The organism is Aestuariivivens sediminis, from assembly GCF_022662105.1.
Lineage (GTDB): Bacteria > Bacteroidota > Bacteroidia > Flavobacteriales > Flavobacteriaceae > Aestuariivivens > Aestuariivivens sediminis.
Genome location: NZ_JAKMCP010000001.1, coordinates 320,960 through 334,156 on the forward strand (window position 1 = coordinate 320,960; position 13,197 = coordinate 334,156).

Annotated in this window: 14 protein-coding genes; 8 read left to right on the forward strand and 6 right to left on the reverse strand. The window is 37.7% G+C overall.

Annotated features, from left to right (window positions below; genetic code table 11):
• Positions 1-100: 100 nt before the first annotated feature.
• Positions 101-1,009 carry a 16S rRNA (cytosine(1402)-N(4))-methyltransferase RsmH gene (gene rsmH, locus MR054_RS01445; protein ID WP_420868306.1) on the reverse strand — a complete coding sequence of 303 codons (909 nt, stop codon included), beginning with the start codon at positions 1,007-1,009 and terminating at the stop codon, positions 101-103.
• Positions 984-1,454, reverse strand: coding sequence for a division/cell wall cluster transcriptional repressor MraZ (gene mraZ / locus MR054_RS01450; RefSeq protein WP_242155466.1), 471 nt, complete (start codon positions 1,452-1,454; stop codon positions 984-986). The genes rsmH and mraZ overlap by 26 nt, the downstream gene beginning before the upstream one ends.
• A gap of 294 nt (positions 1,455-1,748) precedes the next feature.
• On the opposite strand from mraZ, the gene MR054_RS01455 reads away from it, so the two are divergent.
• The 3 genes from MR054_RS01455 (at position 1,749) to MR054_RS01465 (ending at position 3,629) form a co-directional block, all read left to right on the forward strand.
• Positions 1,749-2,513, forward strand: coding sequence for an alpha/beta fold hydrolase (locus tag MR054_RS01455; protein WP_242085589.1), 765 nt, complete (start codon positions 1,749-1,751; stop codon positions 2,511-2,513).
• Between the two features lie 112 nt (positions 2,514-2,625).
• The gene (yihA, locus tag MR054_RS01460; protein WP_242155474.1) at positions 2,626-3,231 is read left to right on the forward strand and encodes a ribosome biogenesis GTP-binding protein YihA/YsxC; all 606 of its coding nucleotides are present in this window, start codon (positions 2,626-2,628) and stop codon (positions 3,229-3,231) included.
• 20 nt (positions 3,232-3,251) lie between these two features.
• On the forward strand, positions 3,252-3,629 hold the full coding sequence (locus MR054_RS01465; protein ID WP_242155476.1) for a nuclear transport factor 2 family protein: 378 nt from the start codon (positions 3,252-3,254) through the stop codon (positions 3,627-3,629).
• 96 nt (positions 3,630-3,725) lie between these two features.
• Here the strand turns inward: MR054_RS01465 and MR054_RS01470 are convergent, their stop codons facing one another.
• Complete coding sequence (locus MR054_RS01470; protein WP_242085586.1) at positions 3,726-4,820, reverse strand: ABC transporter permease; 1,095 nt, start codon at positions 4,818-4,820, stop codon at positions 3,726-3,728.
• A gap of 8 nt (positions 4,821-4,828) precedes the next feature.
• Positions 4,829-6,976 (reverse strand): carboxy terminal-processing peptidase, encoded by a 2,148-nt coding sequence (locus tag MR054_RS01475; protein ID WP_242156353.1) that lies wholly within the window; start codon positions 6,974-6,976, stop codon positions 4,829-4,831.
• 176 nt (positions 6,977-7,152) lie between these two features.
• Here MR054_RS01475 and surE point away from each other — a divergent pair, with 176 nt between their 5' ends.
• The 5 genes from surE (at position 7,153) to MR054_RS01500 (ending at position 12,095) form a co-directional block, all read left to right on the forward strand.
• Positions 7,153-7,923 carry a 5'/3'-nucleotidase SurE gene (gene surE, locus MR054_RS01480; protein WP_242155478.1) on the forward strand — a complete coding sequence of 257 codons (771 nt, stop codon included), beginning with the start codon at positions 7,153-7,155 and terminating at the stop codon, positions 7,921-7,923.
• A 22-nt stretch (positions 7,924-7,945) separates the two neighbouring features.
• On the forward strand, positions 7,946-8,227 hold the full coding sequence (locus MR054_RS01485) for a hypothetical protein (protein ID WP_242085584.1): 282 nt from the start codon (positions 7,946-7,948) through the stop codon (positions 8,225-8,227).
• A 74-nt stretch (positions 8,228-8,301) separates the two neighbouring features.
• Positions 8,302-9,423: a lipid-A-disaccharide synthase gene (gene lpxB / locus MR054_RS01490; protein ID WP_242155481.1), complete on the forward strand. Its 1,122-nt coding sequence runs from the start codon at positions 8,302-8,304 to the stop codon at positions 9,421-9,423.
• Between the two features lie 29 nt (positions 9,424-9,452).
• Positions 9,453-9,968 carry a C40 family peptidase gene (locus tag MR054_RS01495; RefSeq protein WP_242155483.1) on the forward strand — a complete coding sequence of 172 codons (516 nt, stop codon included), beginning with the start codon at positions 9,453-9,455 and terminating at the stop codon, positions 9,966-9,968.
• An 87-nt stretch (positions 9,969-10,055) separates the two neighbouring features.
• Complete coding sequence (locus tag MR054_RS01500; RefSeq protein ID WP_242155485.1) at positions 10,056-12,095, forward strand: ComEC/Rec2 family competence protein; 2,040 nt, start codon at positions 10,056-10,058, stop codon at positions 12,093-12,095.
• A 12-nt stretch (positions 12,096-12,107) separates the two neighbouring features.
• On the opposite strand, the gene MR054_RS01505 is transcribed toward MR054_RS01500, so the two are convergent.
• Positions 12,108-12,647, reverse strand: a complete 540-nt coding sequence (locus MR054_RS01505; protein ID WP_242155486.1) for a thioredoxin family protein — start codon at positions 12,645-12,647, stop codon at positions 12,108-12,110.
• 1 nt (position 12,648) lies between these two features.
• Complete coding sequence (locus MR054_RS01510; protein ID WP_242155488.1) at positions 12,649-13,113, reverse strand: thioredoxin family protein; 465 nt, start codon at positions 13,111-13,113, stop codon at positions 12,649-12,651.
• Between the last annotated feature and the right edge of the window lie 84 nt (positions 13,114-13,197).

The following is a 13,197-nucleotide window of genomic DNA, read 5'->3' on the forward strand; positions in this document are numbered from 1 at the left end:
CCAGACCAACTTTTAAGGTCTGAGTAAATTAGGTCTTGCTTAACGTCCCCATACCATCCAATTATTTGGAATCTCTCCTGGGGCCATTTTGACTGATCATCTATATCTTCTCCGCAATACGAAGTTTGGCACTTCTTGCCCTGTTATTCAATGCTATTTCTTCCTTTGTTGGCACAATAAGTCCATTAACTTTTTTAAGTGGCACATCAAAATTTCCAAAAACATCTCGCTCAGGCTCCCCTTCAAACATGCCATTTCTTATAAATCGTTTCACCAATCTATCTTCCAGAGAGTGATAAGAAATAAAACTTAATCGGCCTCCTTCTTTTAACAACTCCGGCAGTTGCTGTAAAAACTCCTTTAAGGCTTCAACCTCCTGATTAACCTCTATACGAATGGCCTGATAGATTTGTGCCAACACCTTATTTTCATGTTTTGGCGGCAAAAACTTTTTTAATACTGTCTTCAATTGGTTACTGGTTACAATGGGCTTTTGTTCCCTCGATTCAACAATCACCCTTGCCATGGCTGGTGCAGCTCGTAATTCACCATACCGAAAAAACACTTGTTTTAAACGCTCCTCATCATATTCATTAACCACATGGTAAGCAGATAGTTTATGGTGCTGGTTCATCCGCATGTCCAAATTGGCTTCAAATCGGGTTGAAAATCCTCTTTCTGCCACATCGAACTGATGGGAAGACACCCCAAAATCGGCTAAAACTCCATCTACTTGTTTTACGCCATGAAACCGCAAGAAGCGCTTTACATACCTAAAATTTTCATTTATGAAGGTAAAGCGATCGTCATCGATTATATTTTTAAGAACGTCCTGATCTTGATCAAAAGCATACAGCCGGCCTTCAGGCCCCAACCGCTTCAATATTTCTTTACTGTGTCCCCCTCCGCCAAAGGTGACATCTACATAAATACCATCAGACTTAATATTTAACCCGTCAACGGTTTCCTTTAATAGCACTGGATTATGATAAGCCATGATCATCATCATCTTGTCCCATTACCTCCTCAGCCAAATCGGCAAAGTCTAAAGCAGCATCACTTATAACCTGTTCATATAAATCCTTGTCCCATATTTCAACAATATGTATTGCAGAAGCCACCACAATATGCTTTGAAATATTTGCAAAAACCGTTAAATCCTTGGGTATTAATAATCGGCCGTTGAGATCCACTTCAACCATTTTGACCCCTGCAGTAAACCGACGGATAAAATCGTTGTTCTTTTTTTTAAACCTGTTAAGCTTATTAACCTTCTGCATTACGTTTTGCCACTCTTGCATGGGATATAGCTCCAGACACTTTTGAAAAACGGAACGACGCAATACAAACCCATCCTGCAATACTGGTGAAAGTTGCTTTTTCAACGCAGCAGGCATCATCAATCGACCTTTTGCATCGACTTTACATTCGTATGTACCAATTAATGAGTCCAATTAGGTTGGTTAGTTTTTTGGTGTTTAAGTTTCAAATATATTGAAAATTTTACCACATTTTACCACTTTATACCACTTTGTTAATAAATTTTTATCAAAAAAGGACGTAATCCGGTTTTAAAACCAACCCCAATATCCTTTTAGGGGCAGTATCAAATGTTTAAGAGCAAGGGGGAAATCTAATCTATGGTTAACGACTTAAGACGGGCAAATTTTTTTTGATAATCAATTAAAATGATTGTAATATGAATGATTTAATTATATTTGTTTTTAACGCAATGACCAACTGAATTAATGACGCATCATTTAAAAAAGGAAAAAAATTACCGTTATATTGAAGTAGGTGAAGGCACTCCCATTATTGTGCTTCATGGGCTTATGGGGGGCTTGAGTAACTTTAGTTCTGTATTGGATTTTTTTAGTGCTAATAATTATAAAGTTATTATTCCCGAACTTCCCATTTACACGATGTCCTTATTGAAAACCAATGTAAAGAGTTTCGCTAAATACCTGCATGAATTCATAGATTTCAAGGGTTTTAAGGAAGTTATTCTGCTCGGTAATTCACTGGGTGGACATATTGGTCTTTACCATACCAAGCATTACCCTGACAAGGTGAAGGCCCTTGTTATTACAGGTAGTTCCGGACTTTACGAAAGTGCTATGGGTGGCGGTTACACCAAACGGAGTGACTACGAAGTGATTAAGAAAAAGGCTCAAGAAGTATTTTACGATCCTGCTATAGCCACCAAGGAGATTGTTGACGAAGTTTATGAAACCGTTAATGATCGAAATAAACTCATAAAAACTCTCGCTATTGCCAAAAGTGCCATACGTCATAATATGGCAAAAGATTTACCTAAAATGTATACCCCAACCTGTATCATTTGGGGTAAAAATGACAGTGTAACTCCACCGGAGGTAGCACAAGAATTCAATGATCTCTTACCGGATTCCGATTTGTTTTGGATTGACAAATGTGGTCATGCTGCCATGATGGAGCATCCTGATGAATTCAATCAAATTTTGATTGGGTGGCTTCAGCAAAAGGGATTTTAGAAAAATCCGGAATCCAAGTAAAATATCAGGAATACGATTGTTAAATTTCAAACCTTGTTTCAGGATAGGTAGCGCTTGAATCTTGGTCTTTGAACATGGAATCATTATCACGATGCATATAAAATCGGCCGAATTTATAATGAGTAACTCCAATGTGGCAAAATGCCCTAAAAGCATGCTCCCTGAGTATGCATTTATTGGCAGAAGCAATGTGGGTAAGTCATCACTCATCAATATGATAACGGGTAGAAAGAGTTTGGCAAAAACGTCCGGTCGTCCGGGAAAAACTCAGCTCATCAATCATTTCTTGATCAATAAAAATTGGCATTTGGTAGATTTACCGGGTTACGGTTACGCACGAGTCTCCAAATCGGCAAAAAAAACATTTCAAAAGTTTATTACCGAATATCTTGCCTTGCGTGAGCAATTGGTCTCCGCCTTTGTGCTAGTGGATATACGTCACCAACCCCAAACTATAGATTTGGAATTTATGCAATGGCTCGGTGAAAATAATGTTCCCTTTTCCATCATATTTACCAAAGCCGACAAATTAAAGCCCAATGCCATTAAAAGACATGTCGAGGATTACCAAAATGTACTTTTAGAAACTTGGGAAACCATGCCCAATTACTTTATTACCTCGTCATCAATGAGTATGGGTAAAGAGGAGCTATTACATTATATTGATGAACTCAATGTAAATATGGAGCGCATTTAACCATACAATGGAAATGGATAATGGATAGACGACACATTGCAAAACGCTATTTAAAATACCTCGAAGAAGGTCATATTACCCCGTTAATGGAGTTGTTCGAGGAAGATGGGCTTGTTGAATCTCCTATTTATGGTATTAAAAAGGCTTCGGAATTTTATTCTGAATTATATAATGATACCTCCCGTTCCACCATAAAGCTAAAAGGGATCTTTGAAGAAAATGATTCTCATCGTTTGGCCCTATACTTTACTTATATATGGACCTTGAAAAATAAAGAATCGGTAACTTTTGATGTTGTTGATATTATTGAGTTTAACACCAATAATAAAATCAAAACATTAAAAATAATTTACGACACGGTGGTATCCAGAACTTTGGTGGAACGCCTAAAGGCTTAGATTAAACATATACAAGATCCCCATTCTTAGTATTTTAAAGCCGCTAAAATAAACGCCTTTGTCTGATAAGCGCCTTTTATCAGTTCCAAATAACATTTACCCCTTCACATCCAAAGCATCACGCAAGGCATTTCCCATAAGCATAAATGCCATGACCAAACCCATAATGCACAGACCCGGAATAATAGCCAAATACGGTTTCCCAAGAATAATATAGTTGTAATGGTCTTTAATCATGGCACCCCAACTGGCCATAGGTGGCTGTGCTCCAATACCCAAAAAGCTCAATCCACTTTCTATTAATATGGCTGCTGCAAAATTCGCTGCAGAAATGACAATAACCGGAGCCATAATATTTGGCAAAATATGCTTGGTAATGATCCTGAAATTACTAAATCCTAAGGCTCTTGCAGCGGTAACATATTGCATTTCCTTAACACTCATCATTTGACCCCGCACTACTCTGGCCACTTCCACCCACATGGTTAACCCAACAGCAATAAACACCTGCCAAAAGCCCTTGCCCAGTGCCAAAGTTATGGCAATGACTAACAATAAGGTAGGAATGGACCATGTTACATTGATAATCCACATGATAAAGGCATCTATTTTCCCCCCGAAATAGCCTGCTATACTACCCATAAAAACGCCAATTACCAACGAAATAAATACGGCTATAAACCCTATAGAAAACGATATTCTTGCCCCTACTAAAACGCGACTTAACAGGTCCCTGCCGTATTTATCAGTTCCAAATAAAAACGTTTTCTCTTTAATAAATTGATCAATTGATGCCTTTGGAAACAGGCCTAGACTAATAGATTTTTCAACGCCTTGCAATCCATCAGAGGCATATTCTACATAGGTTAACACCGTGTCTTTAACACTAAAATGGGAAATAGGAACTTCGGTCTCAGCATTCTTTATACCAAAAAAGACTCTATTAAATGCCGTCTGCTCTGTTTTAGATTTGGAGGGGATGGTTAACATGGCTACCTTAAAACCAGGTTTTTTAGAATGGATGGCCAAATGCATCTGGTTGGCGTGTTGTGATTTATCCGGAGCCAATGCATAGGCAAATATCGAAATAAAGCCAACCAGAAGAACTACAAAAAAACTTAAAACGCCCCAAAAGTTTCTTTTAAACTTCTGGAGCGCTAAATGTTTTAACGAGTTTGATCTAGAACCCATACATGAGGTTAATTCTTAATTTTACCCGATGTCGTAACGACTCTTTTAACACCTAAAGAACGATTTAAATCTTCCAAAACATTCAGAGCCTCTTCCACATAAACATCCTGACTCAGACTCTCGTGCCAACGTTCCCGTTTCTCACGTAAATTGGTGGTGTCAGATTCAAATAAGGCACGCTCGTAAGCCAAGGAATTAAAACTTAAATTGGTCTTGTAATCTGCTATGGCATCAAATTTTTTCGATTCCTCCTCGTTTAACTGTAATTGGGCCTTATAAGTCTTATAATTTAAAGAATAAACGGTTTCATCAATTTTACTTTTTACCCATCTCGCATTTTCTTCAATGAGCTTCAATTGTTCATTATTTTTCATACGCGCATTACTATTGCTGATGGCTTTATCGTAATCAAAATAATTATCCCAAACTTTATAATTAGCCGGATCTATTTCATCGTAAGGCAATGGATTATCCTTATCCTTTTCTCCTACTTCAATAAAACTGAAACGGCCAGGAACCATAACATCACTCTTTACCCCTTCTAATTGTACAGAACCACCATTTATTCTATAATATTTTTGAGTTGTTAAAGCCAACGCTCCTAAATCCCCTTGAGAACTATTCCGAAGAATATTATTAAGGTTTATCACATTTTGTACGGTCCCTTTACCATAGGTTTGTTTACTGCCAATTATGATCGCCCTTTTGTAATCTTGCATAGCGGCGGCCATAATTTCGGAGGCTGAGGCTGATATTTCATTAACTAAAATTACTAATGGGCCATCCCATACAACAGACCGATCCCTATCGCTAAGCACTTCCTTAGATTTCCCTGAGGACCGTACTTGTACCACGGGGCCATCTTTAATAAACAGACCGGCCATATCCACAACGGCCGGTAATGAACCACCACCGTTATTTCTTAAATCTAATACAAGCCCCTCCATCCCTTCAGCTTTAAGTCGTTCTATCTCCAACTTAACATCCTTGGCTGCATTCAGAGTTTTATAATCTTGAAAATCAACGTAAAAAGAAGGTAAATTAATCACTCCAAATTTCTGATTGTCCTTTTCAACTATAGAGGCTTTAGCGTACGTCTCACCCAGCTCTATAATATCCCTTACAAGAACCACATCCTTTATGGTACCATCTATTTTTTTTATGGTAAGGGTCACCTTGGTGCCCTTGGGGCCCTTTATATATTTAATAGCATCATTAATACGCATGCCCACAATATTAACAGGGACATCTTCATCTTCCTGTTTTACCTTTAAAATAACATCTTCAACTTCCAATTCGTTACTTCTCCATGCCGGTCCCCCAGAGATGAGTTCAACTATTTTAATATAATCCATGCGTTTTTGTAATCGCGCTCCAATACCCTCGAGTTTTCCTGACATACGCTCATCAAAATTCTCCTTATTTTTTGGGGCCAAGTAATAGGTATGGGGATCAAACTCACTCACAATGGCATCCACATAAAGCGAAAACCATTCTTCGCGGGTTAAATCATCTATGTTGTCATTAAAATAAATTTCTATGGAATTTAAAGTCGCCTCTCGTGCTTCCTTTTCAATTTCTATTTCTGTTTTCATCACATGGGATGGATCTCTATCCTTGGCCGCTTTTTCATCCATGATCAAATCGTCATAATTGGTAAGCGTGGAAAATTTGAGTTGTTTTCTCCACCGCTCCCTCATCTGCTTTTTGTTTTTCACATAGTTCACCTTGTCATAATTGGTCTCAAAGGTTTCATCAATGGTGTAATCAAATGGTTTAGAAAGTACGTCTTTGTAAATTTCCCGAGCCTCTTCGATTCGCTGCAATAACCGCTCGTGCACCACATTAAAAAAAGTGACGTCAACCGCTTTTATTTGATCGTCCAAACTCCATTTATACCTTTCAAAATCCTTTATATCAGAATCATAGAAGTAACGCTTAACAGGATCGATAGTTTCAAGGTAATCGTCAAATAATGCTACCGAAAAGTCATCGTTTATCTCAATCGGGTCAAAATGACCCTGTTCCAAAACATAGCTAATAATACGAACCAGCAACTTATCCTTATCCGTATCGTCAAAAGTTTTGGCAGTAAAACTACAGGAAGCAAATGCCAGTAATAATACCAGCAATAAAACCTTATAATTCCTCTTCATCATTTTTTTCATCATTTTAAATGTCTCTTTTAATAAAAAGCTGCAATATATTTTCCACTAAAATAAAGAAAAAACTATGCCAACTGGGTTTATTGCCGCTAATTTTTTGTTAAACCAAAGAAATAAAGTGTTTACATAGGAATTTATGTATTTTAGCGTTGTTAAAATTAACATGAATGAGCAAAAAGCCCTTAATTTTAGTCACTAACGACGATGGTATAAATGCCAGTGGGATACGCACCTTAATTGCCATCATGAAAACCATAGGTGATGTTATTGTGGTAGCTCCGGACAGTCCACAAAGTGGTATGGGGCATGCCATTACCTTAGATTCTACACTTTATGCCGAAGAGCTTACATTTAAGAAAGGTACACATAAGGAATATAGCTGCTCCGGAACCCCTGCAGATTGTGTAAAGTTGGCGATAAGACAACTTACGGATAGAACTCCAGATTTATGCGTATCTGGAATTAATCATGGGTCGAATTCATCCATCAATGTGATCTATTCCGGAACCATGAGTGCAGCCATTGAAGCCGGTATTGAAGGCATTCCTGCCATTGGGTTTTCCTTGTTAAACTATAAATGGAATGCCAAGTTTGATGCCTGTGAGCCCTATGTAAAAACCATCACGGAAAATGTTCTGGCTAACGGCTTACCTAATGGTGTCGTATTAAATGTAAACATCCCCGATATACAGGGCATTGACATCAGGGGAATTAAAATTTGCAGACAAGCCAGGGCCAACTGGGTAGAAGAATTTGATAAGCGCATCAACCCTCAGGGCAAGGATTATTATTGGTTAACCGGTAAGTTTGTTAACTTGGATGAAGGCGAAGATACTGATGAATGGGCCTTAGCTAATAATTTCGTTTCGGTGGTTCCCGTTCAATTCGATTTGACAGCCCATCACTACATTAATAACCTAAAAAATTGGAATTTTTAACCATAACCGCATTGAATTATAGATGAAGAAAGATATTTTTATTGGCATTATTGTTGGACTTATTGCAAATGCAATGGGGCTCTTTTTTGCAGCCACATTACTTGGTCAGGGAGATGATTTTACCAAAGTCGTTAGAGCTGCAGCACAAGAAGGCTTTTTAGGAAAACTGATTAGTTTGGGTGCGATTTTGAACCTCATCGCTTTTTTTATTTTTATTAGAAAAAAACAGGATTATCGCGCCCGCGGTGTATTGCTCATCACCGTTTTTATCGCTGTTTTTACGTTTATTTTTAAATTATTTTAATGAATCTAAAAATAAGAGTGCCGTAATATCCTTTGCGAAAAAAGGTTTCAAGTGCACTCGACCGGACAGAATAAATGAGATACTACATTATAGCTGGTGAAGCATCGGGAGACTTACATGGCTCAAACCTTATGAAGGCCTTACGTAAAAAGGACGTTAATGCCGATATTAGGTTTTGGGGAGGTGATCTTATGGCAGCTGCCGGTGGCCATATGGTGAAACATTATAAAGAACGTTCCTTTATGGGTTTTATTGAAGTTCTAAAAAATTTACCAAAAATATTCAATGACATCGCCCTTTGCAAAAAAGACATCACCAATTACCAACCGGATGTTATTATTTTTATCGACAATTCCGGTTTTAACCTAAGGATTGCCAAATGGGCCAGAAAACAGAGATACCGAACTAACTACTATATTTCGCCACAGGTATGGGCCTCTAGAGCCCAAAGAGTACAAGCCATTAAGCGTGATATTGATGCGATGTACGTTATACTTCCTTTTGAAAAAGCGTTCTATAAATCTTATAATTATGAGGTTACCTTTGTGGGCCACCCCCTGATTGATGCGATTTCCGAAAGACCGGTTATAGACGAATATGAGTTTAGAAGAAAACATTTGCTAAGTGATAAGCCTATTATTGCTTTACTTCCCGGGAGCAGAAAACAGGAAATTACTAAAACACTTTCTGTTATGCTCAGTGTAATTGACCATTATCCGAATTATCAATTTGTCATTGCCGGAGCACCGAGTCAGGATTTTGAGTTTTATAAACCTTATATTACCAATCCCAATGTCAATTTTGTAGATAATAAAACCTACGACCTGTTGAGCATGTCCATGGCGGCATTGGTAACTTCGGGCACGGCCACTTTGGAAACGGCCTTGTTTAAAGTACCACAAGTGGTTTGCTATAAAGGAAGTAATATATCCTATCAAATTGCCAAACGTATTATTACCTTGAAATACATTTCTTTGGTGAATTTAATTATGGACAAAAAGGTGGTTACGGAACTCATACAAAACGATTTTAACCCCGGTCGGCTAAAAAAGGAATTAGACCTTATTTTAGATGATCATGAACGTACAAAGTTATTTTTGAATTATTACGAATTAGAAAAAAAACTGGGCGGTAAAGGAGCAAGTGAGAAAACCGCCGATTTAATTTTTAAATCCCTTCAATCCATCGGTAAGTAATGCGAATATTTTTGATTCTTTTTATCCTCATGACTTGTTATACAAGTTGTAAGTCCACAAAGCGTGCTAAGGGTTCGAAATCAAAAACTTCAAAAACAATACCTGAATATTCTGAATCCGATCCATACAATAACGCTTCAAATTCACTTAAGGTCTTTACATTACAGGACCGCATTACCGATTACGCCAAAACGTTTGTAGGAGTTAAATACAAATGGGGTGGTACTACAAAATCAGGTATGGATTGTTCCGGTTTGGTATTTGAATCGTTTAGAGAACACCGCATTTTTTTACCACGAATTTCCAGGGATATGGCCAAAAAAGGCCTGAGAATAGACCGTAGTCAAGTTGAAAAAGGAGATTTACTTTTTTTTAAAACAGGTAAAAGTAGACGTCAGGCCATCAATCATGTGGGATTGGTGGTTGAAGTTTCTCAAAGTGATATCGCGTTTATTCACTCCACTACAAAAAAAGGTGTTATGATTTCCCGTCTTTCCGACCACTATTGGTATTCCGCTTTTATTGAAGCACGACGGTATCTTTAACAGCATGCTCCGCTCCCAATAAATAAGATACCATATTTGAAAGTAATTACATCGTAATTTATAGGCTATTTCTTATATTTATGCCGTATGATTGCCTTAAACTTTACGGTAATAAAACTTACCCTATGCCTGATTCTAGGTATTTTGGTTGGCTATTTTTATCCTTTTGAATGTACTACCCTTATCCTCATTACCATTTTTCTCCTAACGGGTTTGTTCATCTTTCACTTAATGTCGAACAAACCCTTTAAAACGACATTTTGGTTTGGTTGTTTTAGCTATATGGCATTCATTGTTATAGGTATGTTAACCGTGTTTAGCCATGATCAAAAGCAATTTACAAATCACTATTCCCATCATATTGAACCCACTGAAAATGTACATGCGGCCCTTACATTTACAATTCATGAAGCTTTAAAATCGAGTACATCTTACGACAGGTATGTTATTCGTACTTCTCGAATTAACGCAAAAACCGTCAATGGTAAACTCCTGTTACATATTAAAAAAGATACCTTAAGCCACCCCTTGAATGTAGATGAGCAATACCGGGCTATGGTACAAATTAAGGCTGTAACGCCTCCCCTAAATCCAAATCAATTTGATTATAAGGCCTATTTGGCCAGGCAATACATCTATCATCAAATCTTTACGGAATCTCAAAAATTAGTTAACGTTAAACCAGGCGGGCATTCTATTTTTGGTCTGGCCGATATGGTTAGACGTTACCTGAACTCGAAACTGAACCATTACCATTTTAAACCCGACGAACGCGCCATCATCAACGCCTTGCTTTTGGGGCAGCGTCAGTATATAAGCGATGACGTTTACTCCCATTATGCTCATGCAGGCGTCATCCACATTCTTGCTGTATCGGGGCTGCATATTGGAATATTACTGCTCATTTTTAGTTACATCCTTAACCCCTTGGAACGCCTAAAATATGGTAAAACAATTAAAGTTGTTTTGCTCTTAGGCTTACTGTGGAGCTTTGCCATTATCACCGGTCTTTCAGCTTCAGTAACAAGGGCCGTAACCATGTTTAGCCTTGTTGCCATAGCCTCAAACCTCAAGCGTCCAACAAACATTTATAATACCCTAACCGTTAGTATGTTTATCCTGCTTCTATGGAAACCGATGGCCTTATTCGATGTGGGCTTCCAATTGAGTTATTTGGCTGTTTTTTCCATTGTATCCCTGGATCCCATGTTCTATAAACTGTTCCAATCTAAATATTGGATTGTGGATAAACTATGGCACACCTTTACAATTACCATGGCCGCTCAATTGGGAATCCTCCCGGTAAGCTTATATTACTTCCACCAATTTCCCGGTTTATTTTTTATGTCCAACCTGGTTATTGTTCCTGTTTTAGGTTTGATTTTAGGGCTGGGATTACTAACTATGGCGTTGTCCATTTTTAATGCCCTACCCCATGGACTTGCCCATGGTTATGGTTCTATCATATCTACTATGAATGATTTTGTGGATTGGATAGCAAAACAGGATTCATTTTTGTTTACGGACATTCCTTTTAACGGGTTATATGTTCTGGCAAGCTATTTTTTTATTACAGCCCTGGTGTGTTTTCGTTTTAAATCACTTTATTTCTGTCTTAAAATGATATTATGTGGTCTGCTTTTTACACAAATCGCAGTCATGATAACAGCATACCGTGCACCCCATAACACCTTGATCATATTTAACAAAAGCAGGTATACTTTAATTGGCCATGTTACCGCTAACCACATGAAGGTGGCCCAGAACCTGAATCAAGGGCATTCTGCTTCCATCAAAACCATAAAAGACTATGCCTTGGGTAACCACATCAAAACTATTGAAAACGAATCCTTAAAATCTGTTTATGTATTGGATAAAACATCTCTTTTAATTGTAGATAGCCTATGTGTTTACAACGTGAAATCTTTCCGCCCGGATTATGTTCTATTACGTGGGTCTCCAAAACTTAATGTCAATCGTTTGATCGATTCTCTTAGACCCAAACTAATCATAGCAGATGGCAGTAATTTTAAATCGTATGTTTTACAATGGAAATCCGTTTGTGAGCAAAGAAAACTCCCCTTCCATTATACCGGCGAAAGGGGAGCTTTTATTATTAATTATTAGTCCTGTAAAGATCTAAAACTCCGGATTAAAAGCCTTATAATAGGCGTTAAACTTCTCCTGAGTATCTAGTGCCCTATGATCGTCGTTTTTAAACATTTTCAAATACAATTCCAATTGAGTTGGTGTTTTATAGCCTCTTATGGGGGCAATCATATTTGCTTCTTCATCAAAAAACACAATGGTGGGATAGGCACTAACCTGTAAATATCCGGTTAATTGATGCGCTGCATTACGCCTGTTGGCATTGGCCGGATTGTAATTAGGATTTTCAAAGGTTTTATTATCAAAGGTCACCACCTCATTACCTTCGCCATTAAACTTTACAGCATAATAATGTTTGTTCACATAATCCACAACGTCCTTATTTTGAAAGGTGTTTTTATCTAACATTTTACAGGGGCCACACCAATTGGTATACACATCCATCATTATTTTTTTTGGCGTTTTCTTTTGAAGTGCCAGAGCGTTGTCCAAGGATAACCAATTAATTTCCTGTGCTATCCCCTTCAAGGACATTGCACTCAGAATCAGTAGTATAATTTTTAATTTCATTCTATTTTTGTATAAAATTATTGGCAACGGTTAACCATTCCTGAGCTCCGCCACGAACATAACCGGTTTTACCTAAACTATTCAAATTCATTTTGCCATCCGCTTTCTTCTCCGGGTTCACAAAGAATACGGTCGGGTATCCTCTCACATTAAAAATTTGCTGCAATTGGTAATTTTGAACCTTAACGGATTGCTCCTGGGCGGTTCGCCTTGGAAAGTCCAGTTCCATTAAAACCACATTATCTTTCGCCCATGATTCGAAATCTTGGGTTTGAAATACTTCTTTTTGGAGCCTTTTACACCAACCACACCAATCCGATCCCGTAAAAAACATGAGTACAGGCTTGCTTTCTCTAATCGCAATTTCGGACGCCTTTTTCATATCAGTATGCCATATTAATTCCTGGCCAACACTAAAGAATGACACAAAAATAATAAACATAATCGAAAGCACAATTCTTCTCATATTTCCATCTTTTTTATTGCAAAAATCTTTAATCTATTCGCAAAATCCATACCTAACTTACAAAAAAAGCCCTTAAACAAGAGC